This window comes from Pseudomonas sp. GW821-FHT09C08, from assembly GCF_059418125.1.
In genome coordinates, this window is sequence record NZ_JBWKPG010000004.1 from 20,416 (window position 1) to 44,575 (window position 24,160).

Here is a 24,160-nt window from a genome sequence, read left to right on the forward strand (position 1 = left end):
AACAAGAAAAGGTACTCAGATGAACGCGATTAATCGCCTCGCCGTAGCTATTTCCGTTGCCTCGTTGTTTCCCCTCAGTGCTTTTGCCGCCGACTCGAAAGGGACGGTTGAAGTTGTGCATTGGTGGACCTCGGGCGGTGAGAAAGCGGCTGTAGATGTCCTGAAGGCCCAAGTCGAGAAAGACGGTTTCACCTGGAAAGACGGTGCCGTTGCTGGTGGCGGTGGCGCCACGGCCATGACCGTGCTGAAAAGCCGCGCGGTTGCCGGCAACCCGCCAGGCGTCGCCCAGATCAAAGGTCCGGACATCCAGGAATGGGCCTCCACCGGTCTGCTCGACACCGACGTGCTCAAAGACGTCGCCAAAGAAGAGAAGTGGGACTCGCTGCTCGACAAGAAAGTCTCGGATACCGTGAAGTACGAAGGTGACTATGTCGCCGTCCCGGTCAACATCCACCGCGTGAACTGGCTGTGGATCAACCCGGAAGTATTCAAAAAAGCCGGTATCACCAAAAACCCGACCACCCTCGAAGAATTCTATGCCGCCGGCGACAAGCTGAAGAAAGCCGGCTTCATTCCGCTCGCCCACGGTGGCCAACCGTGGCAGGACAGCACCGTGTTCGAAGCGGTAGTCCTGTCGGTGATGGGCGCCGATGGCTACAAGAAAGCCCTGGTTGACCTCGACAACGGCGCCCTGACCGGCCCGGAAATGGTCAAGGCCCTGACCGAGCTGAAGAAAGTCGCGACCTACATGGACGTCGACGGCAAAGGCCAGGACTGGAACCTGGAGGCGGGCAAGGTCATCAACGGCAAGGCCGGCATGCAGATCATGGGTGACTGGGCCAAGTCCGAATGGACCGCGGCCAAGAAAGTCGCCGGCAAGGACTATGAGTGCGTAGCCTTCCCAGGCACCGACAAGGCCTTCACCTACAACATCGACTCCCTGGCGGTGTTCAAGCAGAAAGACAAAGGCACTGCTGCCGGCCAGCAGGACATCGCCAAAGTCGTGCTGGGTGAAAACTTCCAGAAAGTCTTCAGCATCAACAAGGGCTCGATCCCTGTTCGTACCGACATGCTCAATGAAATGGACAAGCTCGGCTTCGACTCCTGCGCCCAGACCGCTGCCAAGGACTTCCTGGCAGACGCCAAGACCGGCGGCCTGCAGCCAAGCATGGCGCACAACATGGCCACTACCCTGGCCGTGCAAGGCGCGTTCTTTGATGTCGTGACCAACTACATCAACGACCCGAAAGCCGACCCGGCCGACACCGCCAAGAAGTTGGGTGCTGCGATCAAGTCAGCCAAGTAAGGCCTGGGAGCGGTTTTGTGGGAGTCGGGCTTGCCCGCGATGCAGGCAACTCGGTGTATCGGTTACACCGAAGTGATGCTATCGCCGGCAAGCCAGCTCCCACACAAACCGCGCTCGACAAGAGACTCACCCTGTAGTCCTTTTTCCCTGTATTGGATTTCCCCATGAGTTCTGTTGCTGTGTTCAGCAAAGCCTCGCCGTTCGATGCACTGCAGCGCTGGCTACCCAAACTGGTGCTGGCGCCCAGCATGTTCATCGTGCTGGTGGGCTTCTACGGCTACATCCTGTGGACGTTTGTACTCTCGTTCACCAATTCCACGTTCCTGCCGAGCTACAAATGGGCGGGCCTTGCGCAATACGCGCGGTTGTTCGACAACGACCGCTGGTGGGTAGCGAGCAAGAACCTGGCTGTTTTCGGCGGGATGTTTATCGGCATCACCCTGGTGATCGGCGTGACCCTGGCGATTTTCCTCGACCAGAAGATCCGTCGCGAAGGCTTTATCCGCACCATTTACCTGTACCCGATGGCGCTCTCGATGATCGTCACCGGTACCGCCTGGAAATGGCTGCTCAACCCGGGCATGGGCCTGGACAAACTCCTGCGTGACTGGGGCTGGGAAGGCTTCCGCCTGGACTGGCTGATCGACCCGGACCGCGTGGTCTATTGCCTGGTCATCGCGGCCGTGTGGCAAGCCTCCGGTTTCATCATGGCGATGTTCCTCGCCGGCCTGCGCGGCGTTGATCAATCGATCATCCGTGCCGCGCAGATCGACGGCGCGAGCCTGCCGCGCATCTACTGGAGCGTGGTGCTGCCCAGCCTGCGTCCGGTGTTCTTCAGTGCGGTGATGATCCTGGCGCACATTGCGATCAAGAGCTTCGACCTGGTGGCGGCCATGACGGCCGGCGGCCCGGGCTACTCGTCCGACCTGCCGGCGATGTTCATGTACTCGTTCACCTTCAGCCGCGGCCAGATGGGCATGGGCTCGGCCAGTGCAATCCTGATGCTCGGTGCGATCCTCGCGATCATCGTGCCTTACCTCTACTCCGAGCTGAGGACCAAGCGTAATGACTAGTCTCGCTTCCAAACCTGCCATCAGCCTGAGCCGCATCGCGATCTACGCGGTGCTGATCTTCGCCGTGCTGCTGTACCTGGTACCGCTGGTGGTGATGCTGCTGACCAGCTTCAAGACCCCGGAAGACATCAGCACCGGCAACCTGCTGAGCTGGCCGACCGTGGTCACCGGCATCGGCTGGGTCAAGGCCTGGGCCACGGTGGACGGTTACTTCTGGAACTCGATCAAGATCACCGTGCCTGCCGTGCTGATCTCCACCGCCATCGGTGCGTTGAACGGCTACGTGCTGTCCTTCTGGCGGTTCAAGGGTTCGCAGCTGTTCTTCGGCCTGCTGTTGTTCGGTTGCTTCCTGCCGTTCCAGACCGTGCTGCTGCCGGCGTCGTTCACCCTCGGCAAGATGGGCCTGGCCAGCACTACCACCGGCCTGGTGTTTGTCCACGTGGTCTACGGATTGGCGTTTACTACACTGTTCTTCCGTAACTACTACGTGAGCATTCCGGATGCGCTGATCAAGGCCGCACGCCTGGATGGTGCAGGATTCTTCACCATCTTCCGTCAGATCATTCTGCCGATGTCGACCCCGATCATCATGGTCTGCCTGATCTGGCAGTTCACCCAGATCTGGAACGACTTTCTGTTCGGTGTGGTGTTCTCCAGCGGCGACTCCCAGCCCATCACGGTGGCGCTGAACAACCTGGTCAACACCAGCACCGGGGCCAAGGAATATAACGTGGATATGGCGGCGGCGATGATCGCCGGGCTGCCGACCCTGCTGGTCTATGTGATCGCAGGCAAGTATTTCGTGCGCGGCCTCACGGCCGGCGCGGTCAAGGGGTAATCATGGCTACGCTTGAACTTCGCAATGTAAACAAGACCTATGGCGCCGGCCTGCCCGACACCTTGAAGAACATCGAACTGTCGATCAAGGAAGGCGAATTCCTGATCCTGGTCGGCCCTTCGGGTTGCGGCAAATCCACGCTGATGAACTGCATCGCCGGCCTTGAGACCATCACCGGCGGCGCGATCATGATCGGCGACCAGGACGTGAGTGGCATGAGCCCCAAGGATCGCGACATCGCCATGGTGTTCCAGTCCTACGCGCTGTACCCGACCATGAGCGTGCGCGAGAACATCGAGTTCGGCCTGAAAATCCGCAAGATGCCCCAGGCGGATATCGATGCTGAAGTGGCGCGCGTGGCCAAGCTGCTGCAGATCGAACACTTGCTCAACCGCAAGCCGGGCCAACTGTCCGGCGGCCAGCAACAGCGCGTGGCGATGGGCCGTGCCCTGGCGCGTCGGCCGAAGATCTACCTGTTCGACGAACCGCTGTCCAACCTCGACGCCAAGCTGCGCGTCGAGATGCGCACCGAAATGAAACTGATGCACCAGCGCCTCAAGACCACCACGGTCTACGTGACCCACGACCAGATCGAAGCAATGACCCTGGGCGACAAGGTCGCGGTGATGAAGGACGGCATCATCCAGCAGTTCGGCACGCCGAAAGAGATCTACAACAACCCGGCCAACCAGTTCGTGGCGAGCTTCATCGGTTCACCGCCGATGAACTTTGTGCCCCTGCGCCTGCAACGCAAGGACGGTCGCCTGGTAGCCCTGCTCGACAGCGGCCAGGCCCGTTGCGAGCTGGCACTCAACGTGACGGATGTCGGCCTGGAAGACCGCGACGTGATCCTGGGCTTGCGTCCGGAGCAGATCATGTTGGCGGCGGGCGAGGGCGACGCTGCCTCGAGCATTCGTGCCGAAGTCCAGGTGACCGAGCCGACCGGCCCGGACACCCTGGTGTTCGTGCAGCTCAATGACACCAAGGTCTGCTGCCGCCTGGCGCCCGACGTGGCGCCGCAGGTGGGCGAGACCCTGACCCTGCAATTCGATCCGGCCAAGGTATTGCTGTTCGATGCCAAGACGGGTGAGCGCCTGGGCACTGCTGCTGCGTTGCCAGCACAGGGGCATGCCGACAACGTGGCCCAGTTCAAGGGTCGGTGAAAAATATAAGTTGTTGTTTTTGTTAAAAAAAGTAAACCGCGTTAGATAAAAACAGTTTAATAACAATAAAGACGAGGATGTAGGGATGAAAAAGCAGCACAACAACACTCGGCTGATCTGCCAACTGTCAGCAGCAGCAGCCCTTGTATTGTCCGCCAATGCGATGGCGGCCGATGCATTCAGCGCCGATTCCAAGTGGATGACCGGTGATTGGGGCGGTGAGCGTACCAAGCTGATCGAGCAAGGTATCGACATCAAGGCGGATTACGTAGGGGAAGTCGGTGGCAACCTGCACGGTGGCTACAACAACGACAAAACTGCCCGTTACGCTGACCAGTTCGGTCTGGGCGTAGCACTGGATCTGCAAAAGCTGTGGGGCTGGGATAACACCCAGGCCAAGATCCAACTGACCAATCGTAATGGCTACAACATCTCCAATGACCGCATTGGCGATCCGCGTGCCGGCACCTTGAGTTCGTCTCAAGAAGTGTATGGCCGTGGCCACATGGTGCGTCTGACCCAGTTCTGGATCCAGCACCAGATGTTCGACAACAAGCTGGATGTGAAGCTCGGTTACTTCGGTGAAGGCGAAGACTTCAACACCTTCCCATGCGACTTCCAGAACCTGTCGTTCTGTGGCTCCCAGGTCGGTAACTATGTGAACACCTGGTACAACTGGCCCGTCAGCCAGGCTGCGATCCGCGTGAAGTACAACATCACGCCTGAGCTGTATGCGCAAATCGGTGCCTACAACCAGAACCCATCGCAGCTGGACCACGGCAACGGCTTCAAACTCAGCGGCAGCGGCACCAAGGGCACCGTGATTCCGGTGGAATTGGTCTGGTCGCCTAAGGTCAATAACCTGCCGGGCGAATACCGTGTGGGTTACTACAAAAGCGCCGCCGATGCGCCGGATGTCCGTGAAGACATCAACGGCAACGACGCTGCAACCACTGGCCAGCCGTACCGTACCCGCAGCAGCAAGAAAGGCTACTGGTTCGTTGCGCAACAGCAACTCACCACCCATAACGGCGACGCCTCCCGTGGCCTGAACATCGCGGCCAACGCGACCTTCCACGACAAGGAAACCAACCTGGTCGATAACTACCAGTCGATCATGCTGGTGTACAAGGGCCCATTCGACGCGCGTCCAAAAGATGACGTCGGCATTGGCGCTGCGCGTCTGCACGTCAACAATGACGTGAAGAAAAACGCCGAGCTGCTGAACGAAGACGGTGGTTTCACCGACTACAGCCAGGCCGGTTACTCGCCACTGCGGACCACCGAGTACAACTACGAAATCAACTACGGCTTCCACGTGACCAACTGGCTGACCGTGCGTCCCAACCTGCAATACGTTGCCCACCCGGGTGGCGTGGACAAAGTCGACAACGCGTTGGTAGCCGGCCTGAAAATCCAGTCTACGTTCTAACGCTGTTGCGATAAGCTCCTTCTCTCTGTGCGCATTTTGCGGGTAGCCATGGCTATCCGCTTTTTTTTGGGAGATGGCACCTGTAGGCGCCGGCAAGCCAGCGCCTCCAGGCAAGGGCGCATTTCAGACATGATTTTCAGGACCGTGGCACATGCATGAGCATCCGCTGCAACGTTTTTTCAAATCCCTGCGCGAACGTCCGGTGTTCGCCTGGGAGCGCTTTCAGATGCGCGACGTGTTGGTGATCGATCATCCGCTGTGCCAGGCGGTGTTCAGTCGCCAGGGCGCGCAGCTGTTGCATTTTCAGCCGCGCGGCCAGAAGCCCTGGCTATGGTGCGCGGCCAAGTGGCCGCAAGTCGGTGCCATCCGTGGCGGTGTGCCGGTGTGCTGGCCCTGGTATGGCCGGCATCCCAGTGAGAACGCGTGGCCGTCCCATGGCTGGGCGCGGTTGATCGACTGGAAACTGCTCGACAGCAGCACCGACGACGACGGCGTGCGCCTGCACTGGCAATTGCAGTTGTGCGACTGGCAGGTTGACCTGCACGCGCACCTGGGCGACACCCTGGAACTGCGCCTGAGCACTGAGCACCAGGACGAACTGCCGTGCCAGCTGAGCCATGCTTTGCATGCTTACTGGCGTATTGGTCACGTCGACGAGATAGCGCTGTCTGGGCTCGACGGTGCGCACGGTTACGACCAACTCAATCGCCAGGTGTGCCAGCAGGAGGGCGAGTTGCGGGTGGAGGGCGGATGCCAACGGGTGTTCCAGCACGAGGGCGAATTGCACCTCAAGGATCATGCCTGGCAGCGCGAACTGTGCATCGACACCGGCGACAGCGCCGACACCGTGGTGTGGCACCCCGGCAGTCGGCCGCTTTTGGGCGTGAGCTTCAACGAGGCGGCGGGGTTTGTGTGTGTGGAGTCGGCAATGGCCGGGGCCAGCCTGGCGCCGGGGGAGCGGGCGCATTTGAGCCTGCAGGCCAGGGCTGGGGCCTGAAGTGAGTGCGGATGTGTTTGTGGTGAGCTGACTAATTGTGGTGAACAGGTTTTTTAAGGTGAGCGTGCTTGTAGTGGTGAGCGGGCTTGTTGTGGTGAGCGGGCTTGCCCCGCGTTGGGGCGCGAAGCGGCCCTAAAACCTGAGAACCTGATCTACCTGAAGGATCGCGGTGGTCTTGCTGGGGCTGCTGCGCAGCCCAACGCGGGGCAAGCCCGCTCGCCACAAGGAGCCCACATGCCACACCAGTCCCACATGCCACAAGAAGCCCACATGCCACAAGAAGCTCACATGCCACAGCAGGCCCACATGGCACAAGAAGCTCACATGCCACAGCGGTCCCACATGGCACAAGAAGCCCACATGCCACAACAATCCCGCTGGCGCAGGCCTTAGTTGAACTCATCCCCCACCGGATACCGGCTGTCATTCAGGCTTTCTTTGATCTTGCGCAGGTGCGGTTGGAAATCCACCCCGCGACGCAAGGTCATGCCAGTAGCCAGCACATCCAGCACGGTCAACTGAATGATGCGCGACGTCATCGGCATGTAGATGTCGGTGTCTTCCGGCAGGGGAATGTTCAGGCTCACTGTACTGGCCTTGGCCAGGGGCGAGTTCTCGGCCGTCACGCCCAGCACCGAAGCGCCGTTTTCGCGGGCGATACGCGCCACTTCCACCAGCTCGCGGGTGCGCCCGGTGTAGGAAATGATCACGAACAGCTCGCCTGTGTGCGCCACCGAGGCGATCATGCGCTGCATCAGCACGTCGGCATGGGCGGTAACGGCCAGGTTGAAGCGGAAAAACTTGTGCAGCGCATCCATGGCCACCGGCGCCGAAGCGCCCAGGCCGAAGAAGTGGATCTGCCGCGCCTGGATCAACAAATCCACGGCTTTGCTGATCAGGGCCGGGTCCAGCGCCTGGCAGGCGCTGTCCAGGGACGCAATGGCACTGCCAAAGATCTTCTGGGTGTAGGCCTCAGGGTTATCATCGGCCTCCACGGCGCGGCTGACGTAGGCCGCGCCGCTGGCCAGGCTTTGTGCCAGTTGCAATTTAAGTTCAGGGTAACCACTGACGCCGAATGAACGGCAGAAGCGGTTGACCGTCGGTTCACTGACCGAGGCGGCCTGGGCGAGGGCGGCGATCGAGAAGCGGGTGGCCTGCTGTGGGTTGAGCAGGATGACTTCAGCGACTTTACGCTCGGCCTTGTTCAATTCTTCGAGGCGGTTCCGGATCTGTTCCAGAAGATTTCGCACGCGGTCCATTCAGTCTTTCCTTCGGGCGACGATGCAAATAAAGGGTGGCAACCAATCGACGAGTGGCCCTTTGCGGTGGCCTATCCTACTGAGGGTAGCTGAACACCACCACTCGGAATGCGTATTTCGGGAAAATGTTGTGGTTATTACTACATTTTTCCTTGAGTGATGCCTTGAAAAAAGGTATTTGTAGCTTAACTTGATAAAAGAACAAACATCATGCCTTCGATAACCGTAGAACCCTGCACCTTTGCCCTGTTTGGCGCCTTGGGTGATCTGGCGCTGCGCAAGTTATTTCCTGCCCTCTATCAACTCGATGGCGCCGCGCTCCTGCACGACGATACGCGCATCCTGGCCCTGGCCCGTGAAGCCGGTTCCGAGCAGCAGCACCTGGCCCACATCGAAAAAGAATTGCGTAAATATGTCGGCAAGGAACTGGACGAGAGCATCGCCCAGCGTTTCCTGGCGCGCCTGACCTATGTCCACGTCGACTTCATGAAGGCCGACGACTACGTGGCCCTGGCTGAAATCGCCGGCACCGAGCAGCGCCTGATTGCCTACTTCGCCACCCCGGCAGCGGTGTATGGCGCGATCTGCGAGAACCTGTCCAAGGTCGGCCTGGCGGAAAACACCCGCGTGGTGCTGGAAAAGCCGATCGGGTCGGACCTGGAGTCTTCGCGCAAGGTCAACGATGCCGTGGCGCAGTTTTTCCCGGAAAACCGCACCTATCGCATCGACCATTACCTGGGCAAGGAAACCGTCCAGAACCTGATCGCCCTGCGTTTCGCCAACAGCCTGTTCGAAACCCAGTGGAACCAGAACTACATCTCCCACGTGGAAATCACCGTGGCCGAGCAGGTCGGTATCGAAGGCCGTTGGGGTTACTTCGACAAGGCCGGCCAGCTGCGTGACATGATCCAGAACCACTTGCTGCAGCTGCTGTGCCTGATCGCCATGGACCCGCCGGCCGACCTGTCTGCCGACAGCATCCGTGACGAGAAGGTCAAGGTGCTCAAGGCCCTGGCGCCGATCAGCCCGGATGGCCTGACGACCCAGGTGGTACGTGGCCAGTACATCGCCGGCTACAGCGCGGGCAAAGCAGTGCCGGGTTACCTGGAAGAAGAGAATTCCAACACCCAGAGCGACACCGAGACCTTCGTCGCCCTGCGTGCCGATATCCGCAACTGGCGTTGGGCCGGCGTGCCGTTCTACCTGCGCACCGGCAAACGCATGCCGCAGAAGCTGTCGCAGATCGTCATCCACTTCAAGGAACCGTCCCACTACATCTTCGCCCCCGAGCAGCGCCTGCAGATCAGCAACAAACTGATCATCCGCCTGCAGCCGGACGAAGGTATTTCCTTGCGTGTGATGACCAAGGAGCAGGGCCTGGACAAGGGCATGCAACTGCGCAGCGGCCCGCTGCAACTGAATTTTTCCGACACCTATCGCAGCGCCCGCATTCCGGATGCCTACGAGCGGTTGTTGCTGGAAGTGATGCGCGGCAATCAGAACCTGTTTGTTCGCAAAGATGAAATCGAAGCCGCGTGGAAGTGGTGTGACCAGTTGATCGCCGGGTGGAAAAAATCCGGCGATGCGCCCAAGCCGTACGCGGCCGGGTCCTGGGGGCCGATGAGCTCGATTGCACTGATCACGCGGGACGGGAGGTCGTGGTATGGCGATATCTGAATTGAAACTGCCTCAGGGCGTGACACCCCATGAGTTCCGCACCCCGGTGCTACTGGCCGAAGGCTTGGCGCTGGACGTGGCCGAGCAACTGCGCGCGGCCATCAGTGCACGTGGCGCGGCGACCCTGGTGGTCTCCGGTGGCCGCAGCCCGGTGGCGTTTTTCCAGCACCTGGCCAAGCAGGGACTGGACTGGTCCAAGGTCACCATCACCCTCGCCGATGAGCGCTGGGTGCCGGTGGAGCACGCCGACAGCAATGCCGGCCTGTTGAAGCAGCACCTGCTGCAAGGCCCGGCGGCCAAGGCCAGGTTCCTCAGCCTGTACAGCGCCGCCGCCAACCTCGAAGACGCTGCCGAGCAGGCCGATCGCCTGCTGGCCGAATTGCCAGCGATTGATGTGCTGGTACTGGGCATGGGCGATGACGGCCACACCGCATCGCTGTTTCCCAACAGCCCGAACCTCAGCGAGGCCCTGCAGGCCAACGGTACCCGCCGTTGCTGGCCGATGCTCGCGCCGACCGTGCCACACCAGCGCCTGACCATGAGTCGCGCGTTGCTGGCCACGGCCCACTACACCGTACTGTCGATTTCCGGCAGTTCGAAATTGACCACCTTGAGCGCCGCGCTGGCCAGTGACGACGTTGCTGCCATGCCGATTCGCGCGTTTTTGCAACCTACATTAGAGATTTACTGGTGCCCATGAGCCAAGGATCAGCCGCTATGAAAAGCCCTCAACCGACCGTGTCCATGGCGGATAAAGTTGCCCTGATCGACAGTCTCTGCGCCAAGGCGCGGATCCTGCCGGTGATCACCATCGCCCGCGAACAGGACATCCTGCCGCTGGCCGATGCCCTGGCAGCCGGTGGTTTGACCGCATTGGAAGTGACCCTGCGTTCCGAGTTCGGCCTCAAGGCCATCCAGGTACTGCGCGAGCAACGTCCTGAGTTGTGCACCGGTGCTGGCACCGTGCTCGACCGCCATATGCTCGAAGCGGCCGAAGTGGCCGGCTCGCAATTCATCGTCACGCCCGGCATCACCCGTGACCTGCTGGAAGCCTCGGTGCACAGCCCGATCCCGCTGCTGCCGGGCATCAGCAATGCCTCCGGGATCATGGAAGGCTACGGCCTGGGCTATCGCCGCTTCAAGCTGTTCCCGGCCGAAGTGAGCGGCGGCGTGGCTGCCATCAAGGCCTTGGGCGGCCCGTTCGGCGAAGTGAAATTCTGCCCGACTGGCGGCGTCGGCCCGGCCAACATCAAAAACTACATGGCGTTGAAAAACGTGATGTGCGTGGGCGGTAGCTGGATGCTCGACCCGGAGTGGGTCAAGAACGGCGACTGGGCGCGTATCCAGGAAGTCACCGCGCAGGCGCTGGCGCTGCTGGATTGATCTGATTCATCGAATCGTTGTTGCTGTGCTTAACGGCATTTTTGCGGTGCACTTGGTCGGTGTACCGCTTTTTTTTGCCTGCAGATTGGCTCCTACAGTGTGTCCAGCTCGGTAATGGCGTTGACCAGCACATTGATGTCCGCCGCCGACGTCACCAGCCCCGGCGTGACCCGGATGCAGGTACCAAATGCCGCGCCTGTGCGCGTGGTGGTAAACAGGCCGTAGTCCCGGAGCAATCGATCCGCCATCACCTGTTGGTCCCGCCCGACAAACTTGAAGGCCGTGATCCCGCAATACAGCCGTGGATCATCCGGTGTCAGCACCTCGATTCCCGGCAATGGCCGCACCTGGCTCACCCATAAATCCCGCAGGTAATTGACCCGCGCGCCCTTGGCCGCCGAGCCGCCGAGGGCCTGATGTTCCTGCAGCACCAGCGGCAGGGTCATCAGCGCCGGAAAGTTCGGCGTGCTGTAGGGCGTACGCGCGCGAATGTCGGTGGCGGGGTAGTGGGATTCGCCCATGTCCGGGTCGATATCGGCCAGGCGCTCGGGGGCGATGTAGAGGAAGCCCAGCGTCAGTGGCGCACCGATCCATTTATGCAGGTTGAAGCCGGCGAACTGGATGCCCAGTTGGGCGAGGTTGAACTCGATCTGGCCCAGGGCATGGGCGCCATCGAGGATCACATCGACTGCATGCTCGCGCGCCGCCTTGGCAATGGCTTCGACCGGCATCACCAGGCCGGTGCGGTGGGTGACGTGGGTGAGCGCCATCAGTTTGAGGCGCGGATAATGCACAAACGCCTGGTGATACGTCTGCAGCAGGCTGTCGAAACTGGCCGGATGGGTGTGGGAAAGCTCGATCACCTCCACGCCCCGGTAGCCGGCCAACCAGCGCATCGCGCCTTTGACCGTGTCGTACTCCAGGTCACTGATCAGGACCTGGTCGCCCGGTTGCAGGCGGTTGTAGTTGCGGATCAACGACTGCAAGGCTTCGGTGGCGTTGCGGGTGAAGGCGATTGCCTCCGGTGCGGCGTCGATCAACCCGGCCAGTTGGCGTCGGATCTCGTCGTTCTCACCGCGCTCGAAGCGTTGGCGCACATGCAGCGAATTGCTGCGATTGATAAACGCCACGTGCTCCAGGTACTGCCCCCGCACCTCGCGGCTCATGCGCCCAAAGTAGCCGTTTTCCAGGTTGATCGGACCGGGCTCCAGCTCGTAGCGCTGGGCGATAGTGTGCCAATGGTGTTCGTTGTCGGCATTCCTTGGCATGGCGAGGCTCTTAGTGGCGAGGGGCGGGTTTGCCGTGTTTGGCGCGCAGCGGTTCGAGCAATTCGGACAGGCCGTTGTGGTCGATTTCCTGCATCAAGGCCAGCAGCCCGCCCAGTTCGCCGTGGGGAAAGCCTTCACGGGCGAACCAATTCAGGTAGGGGCCTGGCAGGTCGGCGATGATCCGGCCCTTGTATTTGCCGAAGGGCATTTCGCGGGTGATCAGCAGTTCGAGTTTTTCGGGATTCATGGGATCGGCGCGGCGTAAGTCGAGACCTTGGAAAATACAGGCATTCTGCATGAAGGCCAAATGACAGATCATGCAAATAACGTACATACAGATGGTTCAATAATTTTCAAGTTATTGAAAATAAAGGAAAAATTTATTTTTCATAACCTGGCACGGGCGCTGCAATCATTTATGCAACCTTCTTAAACCCGCACAAGGAAATGGAAAATGACTGACATCAATAAAGAATCGATCTCCGTACTCAACGACCTGATCGAGACCAGCAAAGACGGCCAGAAAGGTTTCGCAACTTGTGCCGAAGACATCAAGCACCCAGAACTCAAAGCCCTGTTCGTCAAGCGCTCCGCTGATTGCGCTGCTGCTGCAGCAGAACTGCAGACTGCAGTGAAAGCCCTGGGCGGCGATCCGGAAAAATCCGGCAGCGTTGCCGGCGCTCTGCACCGTGGCTGGGTCGACGTGAAGTCGCTGGTCACCGGCAAAGACGAAGAAGCCGTGCTGAACGAAGCCGAGCGGGGTGAAGACCACGCACTGAAGGCTTACAAGGAAGCGATCGAGAAGATCAACAAGCACAACCTGCTGGGGATTCGTGACCTGGTAGAGCGTCAGTTCCACGGCGCACAGCGCAACCACGACCAGGTGAAAGCCCTGCGTAACCAGGCTCGCGCTCAGTCGTAAGCCCTGCGCTGTACAGGCTGTAAAAAAATGTGGGAGGGGGCTTTTGCCCCCTCCCACATTTGCATTGTGTCGAAGTTGTAATGGCTATCAGCCAATGCTGATCGGCGGCAACTCGGTCAAGGTCACGACCTGCTGCTTGCGTGGCGCGAGGATCTCCGCCTCGCCGTCCACCACCAACTCATCGCGCTGGTTGAACACACGGGTGGCGATGCGCACGCGAAACTTTGGCAGCTTCTCGAGAATTTCCAGACGCACGGTCAGGGTGTCGCCGATTTTCACCGGCTTCTGAAAGCTCATCTGCTGGCCGATGTAGATCGTGCCGGGCCCAGGCAGCTCGCAGGCCACCGCCGCGCTGATCAGCGCGCCACTGAACATACCGTGGGCAATGCGCTCCTTGAACATGGTCGCCTTGGCGTACTCGGCATCCAGGTGCACCGGGTTGTGGTCGCCGGACATCGCGGCGAACAGCTGGATATCGCGCTCTTCGACGGTCTTGCTGTAGCTGGCGGTCTGGCCGACTTCGAGGGCTTCGTACGGGGTGTTGGTTACCTGGGTCATCTAAAGGTGCATCCTGTGGCTAATCGGTAATTTAACTTTCTGATTTTAAACGAAAAATTATTCGCAGCGGGTCGGCCGACGCGAGGTCAGGGCCTGGTCGAGCCACGTCAGCACATCCGCGGTGACTTGATCGCGGTTGGTTTCGTTGAACACTTCGTGTCGCGCCTGCGGGTAAATGATCAGGTGCAGGTTCTGGCTGCCGGCCTCTCGCAGGGCTTGGGCCAGGCTGTTGAGACGTTTGCCCTCACTCACCGGATCACATTCGCCGCCGATCACCAGGATCGGCAGGCCCGGATCGATCTGCGCGAGATTGGACGCTTTGCTGATTTGCTGCAAGCCGCCGAGCAGGTCGATCCACAGCTGGTTGGTGCAGCGGAAGCCGCAGAGCGGGTCGTTGATGTAGAGGTCGACTTCAGCCGGGTCGCGGCTGAGCCAGTCAAATGCAGTGCGATTGGGTTTGAACGCCTTGTTGAACGATCCAAACGAGAGGAAATCGATCAGCGCACTGCGACCGCGCAACCCCTGGCGCAGGCGTTCGATGCGGGCGATCACCCGGGCGGCGCGGTACAGCGCCACCGGTTGGAAATTTGAACCGCTGAGAATCACCCCATTCAGGCTGGCGCTGTGATGCAGCAAGTAGGCCTGGGCGATGTAGCTGCCCATGCTGTGGCCCAGCAGGAGGATCGGCAACCCCGGCTGCTGCTGGCCGATATGCTGGTTGAGGCTGGCCAGGTCGCCGACCACTTTGTTCCAGCCATCGCGCTCGGCGAACAGCCCCAGGGTACCTTCGTCGGCGGTGCGGCCGTGGCCACGCTGGTCCAGCGCATACAGGCCGTAGCCGGCGGCGCACAAGGCTGCGGCCAGGCGCGCATAACGACCGCTGTGCTCGGCCATGCCATGGGACAGCATCACCAGGGCCTTGGGCGGGCCTTCAGGCATCCATTGATTGACATACAGGCGGCTGCGGTCATTCGCGGTCAGCCAGAAGGTGCTGTGGTTCATGGCGATTCCTTTGCTCAGGGTCGTTGCAGTGTATAGCTCATCCTCGAGGTTGCGTCTGATCAGTGCAGGCCCTTGTAGGAAGATTCACGCAATTAATGACGCTCTTTCCCTTATTTGCCTGTTTAGCCATAGCTGCTAACGTCCCCAAAGCTCCGCTTTCTATCGCAACACGAAAGTGGCCGGACACACTCAGGTAAGAGGACAAGAATAATGCAACCTGATTTCTGGAATGACAAACGCGCGGCGGGCGTCCCCAATGACATCGATCTGACGGCCTACAAGTCGGTGATCGAAGTCTTCGAGCGTTCCTGCAAGGCCTTTGCCGACCGTCCGGCATTCAGCAACATGGGCATCACCCTGACCTACGCCGAGCTTGAGCGCCAGAGTGCGGCGTTCGCCGGGTACCTGCAACAGCACACCGATCTCAAGCCGGGCGAGCGCATCGCGGTACAGATGCCCAACGTGCTGCATTATCCGATTGCCGTGTTCGGGGCGTTGCGCGCCGGGCTGATCGTGGTCAACACCAACCCGCTGTATACCCCGCGCGAGATGCGCCACCAGTTCAAGGACGCCGGCGTGCGTGCGCTGGTCTACCTCAACCTGTTCGGTTCGCGCGTGCAGGAAGTGTGCAGCGACACCGAGATCGACTACCTGATCGAAGCCCGGATGGGCGACTTCATGCCCGCCGCCAAGGGCTGGCTGGTCAACACCGTGGTCGACAAGGTGAAGAAGATGGTCCCGGCCTACAGCCTGCCACGCGCGGTGTCGTTCAAGCGCGCGTTGCGCCTGGGTGCCGGCCTGGGGGTGACCCGGCATCCGGTGACCCTCGATGACATCGCCGTGCTGCAGTACACCGGTGGCACCACCGGGTTGGCCAAGGGCGCGATGCTCACCCATGGCAACCTGGTGGCGAACATGCAGCAGGTGCGCGCCTGCATGTCGCAGACCGGCGAGGACGGCCATCCGCTGATCAAGGAAGGGCAGGAGGTGATGATCGCGCCGCTGCCGCTGTACCACATCTATGCCTTCACCGCGAATTGCATGTGCATGATGGTGTCGGGCAACCACAACGTGCTGATCACCAACCCGCGCGACATCGGCGGCTTTATCAAGGAACTGAAGAACTGGCGCTTTACCGGGCTGCTCGGGCTGAACACGCTGTTCGTGGCGTTGATGGACCACCCGGACTTCAAGAGCCTGGACTTTTCCCACCTCAAGCTCACCAACTCCGGCGGCACCGCACTGATCAAGGCGACGGCCGAGCGCTGGCAGCAGCTCACCGGTTGCGCGATCGGCGAAGGTTACGGACTCACGGAAACCTCACCGGTGGCCAGCACCAACCCGTATGGCAATAAATCCCGCCTGGGCACCGTGGGCATCCCGGTGCCGGCCACGGCAATGAAAGTAATCGATGACCAGGGCGTCGAGTTGCCGCTGGGCGAGCGCGGCGAACTGTGCATCAAGGGCCCGCAGGTGATGAAGGGCTATTGGCAGCAACCGGCCGCCACCGCCGAGGCGCTGGACGCCGAGGGGTGGCTCAAGACCGGCGACATTGCGGTGATCGATGACGACGGCTTTGTGCGCATTGTCGATCGCAAGAAAGACCTGATCATCGTCTCGGGTTTCAACGTGTACCCCAACGAGATCGAGGACGTGGTCATGGCCCACCCGGCGGTGGCCAACTGTGCCGTGATCGGGGTGCCGGACGAACGCACGGGCGAGGCGGTAAAGCTGTTCGTGGTGGCGCGTGCCGAAGGGGTGAGCCTTGAGGAGTTGAAGGCGTACTGCAAGACCAACTTCACCGGCTACAAGGTGCCCAAGCACATTGTGCTGCGGGAGTCGTTGCCGATGACGCCGGTGGGCAAGATCCTGCGGCGGGAGCTGCGCGACATCGCCTGACGATGAATTGAAATGCAATCAAAAATGTGGGAGCGGGCTTGCTCGCGAAAGCGGTGTAACAGTCGAAGTATCAGGTGACTGGAACACCGCTTTCGCGAGCAAGCCCGCTCCCACATTTGCAGTGTATTGGTCTGAAAGCCTTATTCCAGAGCCTTTGGTGCGGTAGTTTTAGCTTCGTTTAAACCGTGACCAATTATTGTAGGACAGTCGTGATTATGACCGCGGGGCCCTCTTTTGGCTCTAGGCGGCCCTTGGCAAAGCTGCTACTCTCGGCGCGCTTTGTGACGTCTAGGCCTGCTTGAAAGCGCCAGATTCACCTAAAAAAACATACACCAATAATAATCGCATCAAATGCGATGATGAATTCGCGTCGCTGAGGAGTGGGCTTCCATGAACGAAGACTTTTGGAAGGATAAGTACCCCGCCGGGATTGCTGCAGAAATCAATCCAGACGAGTATCCGAATATTCAGGCGGTATTGAAGCAGTCCTGCCAGCGCTTCGCCAACAAACCGGCTTTCAGCAACCTGGGCAAGACAATCACCTACGGTGAACTGTACGAATTGTCCGGTGCCTTCGCCGCGTACCTGCAACAGCATACCGACTTGAAGCCGGGCGATCGAATCGCCGTGCAACTGCCCAACGTCCTGCAATACCCGGTCGCCGTGTTCGGCGCCATCCGTGCTGGCCTGATCGTGGTCAACACCAACCCGCTGTACACCGCGCGGGAAATGGAACACCAATTCAACGACTCCGGCGCCAAGGCGCTGGTCTGCCTGGCCAACATGGCCCACCTGGCGGAAAAGGTCGTGCCCAAGACCGCCGTCAGGCATGTCATCGTCACTGAAGTCGCCGACCTGCTGCCGCCACTCAAGCGCCTGCTGATCAACAGCGTCATCAAGTACGTGAAGAAAATGGTCCCGGCCTATCACTTGCCCAAGGCGATCAAGTTCAACGACGTGCTGGCCAAGGGGCACGGCCAACCGGTCAGCGACGCCAGCCCGGACAGTGGCGATGTGGCCGTGCTGCAATACACCGGCGGCACCACCGGCGTGGCCAAGGGCGCGATGCTCACCCACCGCAACCTGGTGGCAAACATGCTGCAGTGCAAGGCCCTGATGGGCTCCAACCTCAATGAAGGTTGCGAGATCCTGATCACGCCGCTGCCGCTGTACCACATCTACGCGTTCACCTTTCATTGCATGGCGATGATGCTGATCGGCAACCACAACATCCTGATCAGCAACCCGCGCGACCTGCCGGCGATGGTCAAGGAACTGTCGAAGTGGAAGTTCAGCGGCTTTGTCGGCCTCAACACCCTGTTCGTGGCGCTGTGCAACAACGAGGCGTTCCGCAAGCTGGATTTCTCCGCGTTGAAAGTCACCCTGTCGGGCGGCATGGCCCTGCAACTGGCCGCTGCCGAGCGCTGGAAGGCCGTGACCGGCTGTGGCATCTGTGAAGGCTACGGCATGACCGAGACCAGCCCGGTGGCCACGGTGAACCCGATCCAGCATATCCAGATCGGCACCATCGGCATTCCGGTGCCGTCCACCGTGTGCAAGGTCATTGCCGATGACGGCACCGAGCTGGCGCTGGGCGAGACCGGTGAGCTGTGCGTCAAGGGCCCGCAAGTGATGAAGGGCTACTGGCAGCGCGAAGACGCCACTGCCGAGATGCTCGACAGCGAAGGCTGGCTGAAGACCGGTGACATCGCGATCATCCAGCCTGACGGCTATATGCGCATTGTCGACCGCAAGAAGGACATGATCCTGGTTTCCGGTTTCAACGTGTATCCCAACGAGCTGGAAGACGTGCTGGCAGGCCTGCCGGGCGTGTTGCAGTGCGCGGCCATCGGTGTGCCGGATGAAAAGTCCGGGGAGCACATCAAGCTCTTTATCGTGGTCAAGCCGGGCGCGACCCTGACCAAGGAGCAGGTGATGGAGCATATGCGCGCCAACGTCACCGGCTACAAAGTGCCCAAGGCCGTGGAATTCCGTGACGCGTTGCCGACTACCAACGTGGGCAAGATCCTGCGCCGTGAACTGCGCGATGAAGAGCTGAAGAAGCTAGGCCTGAAAAAGTAACCCTAAAAAACCCCGCGAATGCGGGGTTTTTTAATGCTTGCTGATTAGCAGGGGTGAAATGCAATCCAAAGTGTGGGAGCGATCTTGCTCGCGAATGCGGTGTATCAGCGACTGATCATGCGACTGACACTCTGCATTCGCGAGCAAGCCCGCTCCCACATTTTAAACCGGATTCCTACAGTGCGAATTGCGCAAAGCTGACGCCGGCCCCGGCTGGACGTACATCCTTGAGGAACGAATCCTTGTCCGCGCTCAGCTCCAGGGTGATCTCCGGCTTGCGCTTGCCGGCATTGCGCACCACCAGCCCTTCGAGTTTTTCACGCAGGAACACCGTTGGCACCTTCAGGTGCAGCAACTGGTCGGTGTCGGCGTTATGCATCAACAGGTGAATCCACTCGTACTGGCCCACGGCAATCCGACCCACTGGCAGGTCGAACCACCAGATGTTGCGTTTGCGGTCCAGGTCAGTGAAATGGCAGTTGTTGACGCCGAGTACGGCACCGCCCAGTTCCTGGTTTCTGCGGGCGATGGCCTGTGCTTTATTGAGTTTCATAACCTTCCTACGGGATCTGTTATTCAGCGTTATAGCCTGAATGTGCCGGGCATTCTCGTGGGTTGGCCGCAAAACATAAAGCCAAACCTGCGGCTGGCGATGAAATGCTCGCGCAAAAATAATTGAAACTCTGCCGAACCGCCTCGGGTCAATCTTTACGTAATGACCAAAACCCTTTGATTGTTCTTTCGGAGAAATACCATGGGCAGCACAGCGGATAAGGCAAAAGGTTTGAAAGACGAAGCCGTCGGCAACATCAAGCAAGGCGTCGGCAAAGTCACCGGCAACGACAAGCTGCGCGCTGAAGGCGTGGTGCAGGAAAAGAAAGGCCAAGTCGAGAAAGCCGTCGGCGACACCAAGGACGCGGTCAAGAAAGCGACCAAGTAATACGGCGCTCGCGCAGTCTGACGGCCATCCACGGATGGCCGTTTTTATGTCACACCTCGTGATTAAAGTTTCGAAATTGTTTCGAGGTCGCCAAATAGGCTACCTTGATGTAGAAAACGGCCCCTGAGTCGCCCACGAACTCAACCTTTTGCGGCGAAAGGAGACGCTATGATTTTTCCGGTACTGCAAGGCCTCAAGCTTCATAAAGTGCTGGTGCGCACCGTCAAGGAATTCGTCGATGACGAGATGCCCACCTACGCCTCGGCACTGGCCTACCAGATGCTGTTTTCGCTGTTTCCCTTCCTGCTGTTCCTCATTGCCCTGATCGGTTTCCTGCACCTGCCGGACTTTTTCACCTGGCTGCGCATGCAGTCGGAGCTGGTGTTGCCGCCCCAGGCGCTGGAGCAGGTCAACCCGGTGATCGACCAGTTGCAGCAATCCAAGGGTGGCCTGCTCTCGGTGGGTATCGTGATCGCGCTGTGGACGGCTTCCGCCGGCGTGCGCCTGATGATGAGCGCGATGAATGCCGCCTACGACGTGGTCGAAGGTCGCCCGATCTGGAAGCGCTTCCCGCTGTCGATTTTCTACACCGTCGGCATTGCCGGCATGCTCCTGGCCGCCGCCGCGCTGATGGTGCTTGGCCCGCAGGTGATGGAGTGGCTGGCCGGGCAGATCGGCATGCAGGAATTCGTGGTCACCCTGTGGACCATCCTGCGCTGGCCGTTGATTGTGATCTTGCTGATGTTCGCCGTGGCCCTCATGTACTACGTGATGCCCGACGTCGAGCAGAAATTCCGCTTCATCACGCCTGGCTCGGTGCTGGCGGTGGTGGTGTGGATCGTCGCCTCACTGGGGTTTGGCTACTACGTCAAAACCTTCGCCGACTACAACGCCATGTATGGCAGCATCGGTGCGATCATTGTGCTGCTCCTGTACTTCTACATTTCCGCCGCCGTGCTGTTGCTGGGCGCGGAGATGAATGCGGTGATCGAGCACATGTCCGCCGAAGGCAAGGACCCAGGCGAAAAGGAGTTCGACGAAGCGGGCGCCACCGATGAAAAACAGCACGTCTCCGGCCTTGGCCGGGACCACTCCAAGCCCACTAACGACGAAGTCTGATCGATGATCCGTGAAATCCTGAAAATGGGCGACGAGCGCCTGCTGCGTATCGCGCCCCCGGTGCCGCCGGAAATGTTCGACAGCCCCGAGCTGTGGCAATTGATCGATGACATGTTCCAGACCATGGAGCATGTGGGGGGCGTCGGCCTGGCCGCGCCGCAGATTGGCGTCGACCTGCAACTGGTGATCTTCGGGTTCGAGGCCAGTGAGCGCTACCCCGACGCGCCGCCAGTGCCGCAGACCATTCTGATCAATCCGTTGATCACACCGCTGAGCCCGGTGCTGGAAGAGGGCTATGAGGGCTGCCTCTCCGTGCCCGGCCTGCGCGGCGCCGTGGACCGTTACCAGCAGATTCGCTACGAAGGTTTCGATCCCAAGGGCGAGCCGATCGTGCGTTTTGCCGATGGCTTCCATGCACGCGTGGTACAGCACGAGTGCGATCACTTGATCGGCCGGCTGTACCCGTCGCGGATTACGGATTTCAGCAAGTTCGGGTTTATCGAAGTGATGTTCCCGGACATGGATCCTGCGGCTGACGAGTAAACCCCTGGCACAACCCATCAAAACGGTGGGAGCGGGCTTGCTCCCGAAGGCGGTGTATCAGTCACTCATGTATCGACTGATAAAACGCATTCGCGAGCAAGCCCGCTCCCACAGGTTGATGGCATTTCACGTCAGGTTATTGCGCGGGTTTGACGAACCGCAAGGTCATCCGATCCGACTCGCCAATCGCCACGTACCTGGCCTTATCCTGTTCTCCCAGCTTCAACGTCGGCGGCAAGGTCCAGACTCCGCCGGGATAGTCCTTGGTGTCCTTCGCATTGGCATTCACCTCACTTTGTCCCGCCAGCTTGAAGCCTGCATCGGTCGCCAGCTTCACCACTTGCGCAGTGGTCAGGTAACCGCTGTCCTTGATCGCTTCCAGGTCCGCGCCATCCTTGGCCCGGTGATCTTCCACGCCCAGCACGCCGCCCGGTTTCAGCACCGTGTAGAACGCACGGAAGGTGGCGTTGGCAGTGTCGGCCGCCACCCAGTTATGCACATTGCGGAAGGTCAGCACGGCGTCGGCTGAACCGGGTTTGCCCAACACCGGCGCCTTGGGGTCGAACTCGACCACTTCAGCCTTGGCATAGCGCGCCGGGTCGGCAGCGAATTTCTTCTTCAGGTTCTCTTCCGAGGTCCGCGCATAGGCACTGCTGCTCGCCGCCTGCACGGCGGCAATGTAATGCCCGTGATCCTTGAGCAGCGGCGCCAGCAGTTCGCTGTACCAACCGCCACCCGGGGTGATTTCGATCACGGTTTGCCTGGCGCCCAGGCCAAAGAACTCCAGCGTCTGCTGCGGATGACGATAGCCGTCACGCGCACTGTTGGCAGGGTCGCGCCAACTGCCGGCGAGTACGCTGGCGTACTGCTTGGCGCTGATCGGTGCGTCGGCGGCCTGGCTGAAGGTGGGGACGAGGAGGGCGGTGAGGGACAGCGCTGCAAGCGTCGTTTTCATGATCATCCTGTAGAGGGCTAGGGTGCCCCCGAGGCTAGCATGGGCCCTCTGCCGGCCGATCACACATTATCTGCGGTGAACCGCACCAAAGGTTCTAAGCACCGATGTTCAAGCCCATGGCGATCATCGGCTTGTTGCGTTTGTACCGCACCAGTCGTTCGCTGAGGGACTGCGGCAGCCGCGTGTCCTGGTTGAAGCCGATGCGCTGATACAACCCTTCCAGGTCCGGATGGCACAGCAACCAGACCGTGCCGTCCACATCTGCCACGGCCTGCCCAATCAAGCGCGCCGCCAGCCCCTGGCCGCGATACGCCGGGTCGACAAATACCCCCGTCAGCCACTGCCCGCCGACCACCGGCGTGAGGCACAGGCCGGCGACAATCTCGCCATCGCGCGCCACCCACAAACGGCCGCCCTTGAGTGCCTTCATCGACGAATCGTGGCGGCGGTAAAACTTGTTCAGCAGCGGCCACAGCGGCTCTGCCAGCGGTTCGGGGTGCAGTTCGGGCATGGTGTTCGCGCAACATAATCCAGGGCCGGAGATTATAAGCGCCTTCTGTGGGGCAATAGGTGGTATACCCAGTGTTACATCCCCTGTAAGTGGAGCATGCATCATGGTCAAAGGTATGGATTCAAAGAAAGCCGCGAAGAAAAAACCGGCAAAGACTGCTGATGAAAAACGCGCTGACAAGAAAGCCAAGAAGTCCGAGACCGGCCTGTTCGGTCACTGAGTTACAAGCTTAGAACCAAACGATCTGCAAGATTTTTGCGCCTCATTGCACAGAGCAGGAAACACCTGCTCTGAGCTGCCGATGGCCAACTACCTTGATGAGACCCAACGCCGGGAAATCGAAGCCCTGGCGCACAGTTTTACCGCCCGCACCGAATGGCCGACCTGGCTGTTGTTGATCGGCGTCTACGCCGGCTGGTTCGCCGTGGTCCTCGCCAGCCACTGGCTGGGTGTGGGGCTGAGTATCGTGCTGCTGATTCCCATTGTGACGCTGTGGCTGTCCGTGCAACACGAGCTGCTGCATGGCCATCCCACCCGCTCGCGCCGGCTCAACAAACTCCTCGGTTATGCCCCGTTCGCCGTGTGGTACCCCTACACGCTGTACCGCGACAGCCATCTGCTGCACCACAATGATGACGACCTGACCCTGCCCGGCATCGACCCGGAAAGCCGCTACCTCAACCAGCAGCAATGGGACAGCAGCTCACTGTTCGAACGTGGCGTGCATTGGCTGACCAAAACCGTGCTCGGTCGTTTTCTGCTGGCCGCGCCCTTGGCGATCACCCGCCTGGCGCGCCATGAATGGCAGCGCCTGCCACAGGTCTGGCCAATGTGGCTGGCCCACGGTGCGGTGACGCTGCTGATGCTGAGTTTCGTCGCCCACTACAGCGCGCTGTCAGTCGTGCAGTACCTGCTGCTGGTCAGCGTGCCGGCCTTGTCGCTGGCGTCGATCCGTTCCTACTATGAGCACCGTCCGCATCCGCAACCGGAGCAGCGAACGGTGCTCAACGAGGCGTCGTGGCCGTGGACCTGGCTGTTTCTGAACAACAACCTGCACCTGGTGCACCACGACTTGCCGCAATTGCCCTGGTATTTGCTGCCCACCGTCTACCGTGCCCGTCGCGAGCAGTGGGTGGCGCGCAGCGGCGGGTTCCTGGTGCAGGGCTACGGCCAGTTGATCAGCCGCCACGGGCTCAAGGCCATCGACAGCCCGCGCCACCCCTTTGCCTGAGA

24 protein-coding genes are annotated in these 24,160 nt (G+C 60.2%); 16 read left to right on the forward strand and 8 right to left on the reverse strand.

Features of this window, described 5'->3' with window-relative positions; translation table 11 throughout:
* The first annotated feature begins 19 nt into the window (after positions 1-19).
* From AC07OJ_RS14695 to AC07OJ_RS14720, 6 genes are all read left to right on the forward strand, one after another.
* Positions 20-1,306, forward strand: coding sequence for an ABC transporter substrate-binding protein (locus tag AC07OJ_RS14695; protein ID WP_065908985.1), 1,287 nt, complete (start codon positions 20-22; stop codon positions 1,304-1,306).
* Positions 1,307-1,470: 164 nt separating this feature from the next.
* Positions 1,471-2,379 carry a carbohydrate ABC transporter permease gene (locus AC07OJ_RS14700; RefSeq protein WP_017253695.1) on the forward strand — a complete coding sequence of 303 codons (909 nt, stop codon included), beginning with the start codon at positions 1,471-1,473 and terminating at the stop codon, positions 2,377-2,379.
* Positions 2,372-3,217 (forward strand): carbohydrate ABC transporter permease, encoded by an 846-nt coding sequence (locus AC07OJ_RS14705; protein WP_065908987.1) that lies wholly within the window; start codon positions 2,372-2,374, stop codon positions 3,215-3,217. Before AC07OJ_RS14700 ends, AC07OJ_RS14705 begins: the two co-directional genes overlap by 8 nt.
* A gap of 2 nt (positions 3,218-3,219) precedes the next feature.
* Positions 3,220-4,380 carry an ABC transporter ATP-binding protein gene (locus tag AC07OJ_RS14710; protein WP_106802778.1) on the forward strand — a complete coding sequence of 387 codons (1,161 nt, stop codon included), beginning with the start codon at positions 3,220-3,222 and terminating at the stop codon, positions 4,378-4,380.
* An 85-nt stretch (positions 4,381-4,465) separates the two neighbouring features.
* A complete protein-coding gene (locus tag AC07OJ_RS14715) occupies positions 4,466-5,812 on the forward strand; it encodes a carbohydrate porin (RefSeq protein ID WP_106802779.1) in 1,347 nt (448 codons plus the stop codon).
* A gap of 151 nt (positions 5,813-5,963) precedes the next feature.
* Complete coding sequence (locus AC07OJ_RS14720; protein WP_065909008.1) at positions 5,964-6,809, forward strand: D-hexose-6-phosphate mutarotase; 846 nt, start codon at positions 5,964-5,966, stop codon at positions 6,807-6,809.
* 389 nt (positions 6,810-7,198) lie between these two features.
* Here the strand turns inward: AC07OJ_RS14720 and AC07OJ_RS14725 are convergent, their stop codons facing one another.
* Complete coding sequence (locus AC07OJ_RS14725) at positions 7,199-8,059, reverse strand: MurR/RpiR family transcriptional regulator (protein ID WP_169856377.1); 861 nt, start codon at positions 8,057-8,059, stop codon at positions 7,199-7,201.
* Positions 8,060-8,278: 219 nt separating this feature from the next.
* Between AC07OJ_RS14725 and zwf the strand changes: the two genes are divergently transcribed.
* The 3 genes from zwf to AC07OJ_RS14740 are packed head-to-tail and all read left to right on the forward strand — an operon-like array spanning position 8,279 to position 11,128.
* The gene (gene zwf, locus AC07OJ_RS14730) at positions 8,279-9,745 is read left to right on the forward strand and encodes a glucose-6-phosphate dehydrogenase (protein WP_065909010.1); all 1,467 of its coding nucleotides are present in this window, start codon (positions 8,279-8,281) and stop codon (positions 9,743-9,745) included.
* The gene (gene pgl / locus AC07OJ_RS14735; protein ID WP_120449663.1) at positions 9,732-10,445 is read left to right on the forward strand and encodes a 6-phosphogluconolactonase; all 714 of its coding nucleotides are present in this window, start codon (positions 9,732-9,734) and stop codon (positions 10,443-10,445) included. The genes zwf and pgl overlap by 14 nt, the downstream gene beginning before the upstream one ends.
* A 17-nt stretch (positions 10,446-10,462) precedes the next feature.
* On the forward strand, positions 10,463-11,128 hold the full coding sequence (locus AC07OJ_RS14740) for a bifunctional 4-hydroxy-2-oxoglutarate aldolase/2-dehydro-3-deoxy-phosphogluconate aldolase (protein WP_026013852.1): 666 nt from the start codon (positions 10,463-10,465) through the stop codon (positions 11,126-11,128).
* A gap of 92 nt (positions 11,129-11,220) precedes the next feature.
* On the opposite strand, the gene AC07OJ_RS14745 is transcribed toward AC07OJ_RS14740, so the two are convergent.
* Together AC07OJ_RS14745 and AC07OJ_RS14750 are read right to left on the reverse strand one after the other, a co-directional pair.
* On the reverse strand, positions 11,221-12,396 hold the full coding sequence (locus tag AC07OJ_RS14745; RefSeq protein WP_495094720.1) for an aminotransferase class V-fold PLP-dependent enzyme: 1,176 nt from the start codon (positions 12,394-12,396) through the stop codon (positions 11,221-11,223).
* Positions 12,397-12,406: 10 nt separating this feature from the next.
* Positions 12,407-12,643, reverse strand: coding sequence for a DUF3820 family protein (locus AC07OJ_RS14750; RefSeq protein WP_003213031.1), 237 nt, complete (start codon positions 12,641-12,643; stop codon positions 12,407-12,409).
* 207 nt (positions 12,644-12,850) lie between these two features.
* Here AC07OJ_RS14750 and AC07OJ_RS14755 point away from each other — a divergent pair, with 207 nt between their 5' ends.
* On the forward strand, positions 12,851-13,318 hold the full coding sequence (locus tag AC07OJ_RS14755) for a ferritin-like domain-containing protein (protein ID WP_065909014.1): 468 nt from the start codon (positions 12,851-12,853) through the stop codon (positions 13,316-13,318).
* 87 nt (positions 13,319-13,405) lie between these two features.
* On the opposite strand, the gene AC07OJ_RS14760 is transcribed toward AC07OJ_RS14755, so the two are convergent.
* Positions 13,406-13,876, reverse strand: coding sequence for a MaoC family dehydratase (locus AC07OJ_RS14760; protein WP_003175719.1), 471 nt, complete (start codon positions 13,874-13,876; stop codon positions 13,406-13,408).
* A 57-nt stretch (positions 13,877-13,933) separates the two neighbouring features.
* Positions 13,934-14,878 (reverse strand): alpha/beta hydrolase, encoded by a 945-nt coding sequence (locus tag AC07OJ_RS14765; RefSeq protein WP_495094721.1) that lies wholly within the window; start codon positions 14,876-14,878, stop codon positions 13,934-13,936.
* A gap of 210 nt (positions 14,879-15,088) precedes the next feature.
* On the opposite strand from AC07OJ_RS14765, the gene fadD2 reads away from it, so the two are divergent.
* Positions 15,089-16,777 (forward strand): long-chain-fatty-acid--CoA ligase FadD2, encoded by a 1,689-nt coding sequence (gene fadD2 / locus AC07OJ_RS14770; RefSeq protein WP_065909020.1) that lies wholly within the window; start codon positions 15,089-15,091, stop codon positions 16,775-16,777.
* Between the two features lie 390 nt (positions 16,778-17,167).
* A complete protein-coding gene (fadD1, locus tag AC07OJ_RS14775; RefSeq protein WP_065909023.1) occupies positions 17,168-18,859 on the forward strand; it encodes a long-chain-fatty-acid--CoA ligase FadD1 in 1,692 nt (563 codons plus the stop codon).
* Positions 18,860-19,034: 175 nt separating this feature from the next.
* Here the strand turns inward: fadD1 and AC07OJ_RS14780 are convergent, their stop codons facing one another.
* The gene (locus tag AC07OJ_RS14780) at positions 19,035-19,412 is read right to left on the reverse strand and encodes a hypothetical protein (protein ID WP_003193739.1); all 378 of its coding nucleotides are present in this window, start codon (positions 19,410-19,412) and stop codon (positions 19,035-19,037) included.
* A 201-nt stretch (positions 19,413-19,613) separates the two neighbouring features.
* Between AC07OJ_RS14780 and AC07OJ_RS14785 the strand changes: the two genes are divergently transcribed.
* From AC07OJ_RS14785 to def, 3 genes are all read left to right on the forward strand, one after another.
* Positions 19,614-19,799, forward strand: a complete 186-nt coding sequence (locus tag AC07OJ_RS14785) for a CsbD family protein (protein ID WP_016973106.1) — start codon at positions 19,614-19,616, stop codon at positions 19,797-19,799.
* Between the two features lie 168 nt (positions 19,800-19,967).
* The gene (locus AC07OJ_RS14790) at positions 19,968-20,918 is read left to right on the forward strand and encodes a YihY/virulence factor BrkB family protein (protein ID WP_065909026.1); all 951 of its coding nucleotides are present in this window, start codon (positions 19,968-19,970) and stop codon (positions 20,916-20,918) included.
* A gap of 3 nt (positions 20,919-20,921) precedes the next feature.
* Entirely contained in the window at positions 20,922-21,461 is a 540-nt protein-coding gene (gene def, locus AC07OJ_RS14795; RefSeq protein ID WP_065909029.1) for a peptide deformylase, read from the forward strand.
* Positions 21,462-21,597: 136 nt separating this feature from the next.
* Here def and AC07OJ_RS14800 read toward each other — a convergent pair whose 3' ends face one another.
* Entirely contained in the window at positions 21,598-22,416 is an 819-nt protein-coding gene (locus tag AC07OJ_RS14800; RefSeq protein WP_120449655.1) for a class I SAM-dependent methyltransferase, read from the reverse strand.
* 94 nt (positions 22,417-22,510) lie between these two features.
* On the reverse strand, positions 22,511-22,927 hold the full coding sequence (locus AC07OJ_RS14805; RefSeq protein ID WP_495094722.1) for a GNAT family N-acetyltransferase: 417 nt from the start codon (positions 22,925-22,927) through the stop codon (positions 22,511-22,513).
* A gap of 301 nt (positions 22,928-23,228) precedes the next feature.
* Between AC07OJ_RS14805 and AC07OJ_RS14810 the strand changes: the two genes are divergently transcribed.
* The gene (locus AC07OJ_RS14810) at positions 23,229-24,158 is read left to right on the forward strand and encodes a fatty acid desaturase (RefSeq protein ID WP_495094723.1); all 930 of its coding nucleotides are present in this window, start codon (positions 23,229-23,231) and stop codon (positions 24,156-24,158) included.
* Positions 24,159-24,160 lie beyond the last annotated feature (2 nt).

Coding starts and splice junctions, on each gene's coding strand:
- AC07OJ_RS14695 (WP_065908985.1), top strand. CDS start 20: ATGAACGCGATTAATCGCCTCGCCGTAGCTATTTCCGTTGCCTCGTTG.
- AC07OJ_RS14700 (WP_017253695.1), top strand. CDS start 1,471: ATGAGTTCTGTTGCTGTGTTCAGCAAAGCCTCGCCGTTCGATGCACTG.
- AC07OJ_RS14705 (WP_065908987.1), top strand. CDS start 2,372: ATGACTAGTCTCGCTTCCAAACCTGCCATCAGCCTGAGCCGCATCGCG.
- AC07OJ_RS14710 (WP_106802778.1), top strand. CDS start 3,220: ATGGCTACGCTTGAACTTCGCAATGTAAACAAGACCTATGGCGCCGGC.
- AC07OJ_RS14715 (WP_106802779.1), top strand. CDS start 4,466: ATGAAAAAGCAGCACAACAACACTCGGCTGATCTGCCAACTGTCAGCA.
- AC07OJ_RS14720 (WP_065909008.1), top strand. CDS start 5,964: ATGCATGAGCATCCGCTGCAACGTTTTTTCAAATCCCTGCGCGAACGT.
- zwf (WP_065909010.1), top strand. CDS start 8,279: ATGCCTTCGATAACCGTAGAACCCTGCACCTTTGCCCTGTTTGGCGCC.
- pgl (WP_120449663.1), top strand. CDS start 9,732: ATGGCGATATCTGAATTGAAACTGCCTCAGGGCGTGACACCCCATGAG.
- AC07OJ_RS14740 (WP_026013852.1), top strand. CDS start 10,463: ATGAAAAGCCCTCAACCGACCGTGTCCATGGCGGATAAAGTTGCCCTG.
- AC07OJ_RS14745 (WP_495094720.1), bottom strand. CDS start 12,396: ATGCCAAGGAATGCCGACAACGAACACCATTGGCACACTATCGCCCAG.
- AC07OJ_RS14750 (WP_003213031.1), bottom strand. CDS start 12,643: ATGAATCCCGAAAAACTCGAACTGCTGATCACCCGCGAAATGCCCTTC.
- AC07OJ_RS14755 (WP_065909014.1), top strand. CDS start 12,851: ATGACTGACATCAATAAAGAATCGATCTCCGTACTCAACGACCTGATC.
- AC07OJ_RS14760 (WP_003175719.1), bottom strand. CDS start 13,876: ATGACCCAGGTAACCAACACCCCGTACGAAGCCCTCGAAGTCGGCCAG.
- AC07OJ_RS14765 (WP_495094721.1), bottom strand. CDS start 14,878: ATGAACCACAGCACCTTCTGGCTGACCGCGAATGACCGCAGCCGCCTG.
- fadD2 (WP_065909020.1), top strand. CDS start 15,089: ATGCAACCTGATTTCTGGAATGACAAACGCGCGGCGGGCGTCCCCAAT.
- fadD1 (WP_065909023.1), top strand. CDS start 17,168: ATGAACGAAGACTTTTGGAAGGATAAGTACCCCGCCGGGATTGCTGCA.
- AC07OJ_RS14780 (WP_003193739.1), bottom strand. CDS start 19,412: ATGAAACTCAATAAAGCACAGGCCATCGCCCGCAGAAACCAGGAACTG.
- AC07OJ_RS14785 (WP_016973106.1), top strand. CDS start 19,614: ATGGGCAGCACAGCGGATAAGGCAAAAGGTTTGAAAGACGAAGCCGTC.
- AC07OJ_RS14790 (WP_065909026.1), top strand. CDS start 19,968: ATGATTTTTCCGGTACTGCAAGGCCTCAAGCTTCATAAAGTGCTGGTG.
- def (WP_065909029.1), top strand. CDS start 20,922: ATGATCCGTGAAATCCTGAAAATGGGCGACGAGCGCCTGCTGCGTATC.
- AC07OJ_RS14800 (WP_120449655.1), bottom strand. CDS start 22,416: ATGAAAACGACGCTTGCAGCGCTGTCCCTCACCGCCCTCCTCGTCCCC.
- AC07OJ_RS14805 (WP_495094722.1), bottom strand. CDS start 22,927: ATGCCCGAACTGCACCCCGAACCGCTGGCAGAGCCGCTGTGGCCGCTG.
- AC07OJ_RS14810 (WP_495094723.1), top strand. CDS start 23,229: ATGGCCAACTACCTTGATGAGACCCAACGCCGGGAAATCGAAGCCCTG.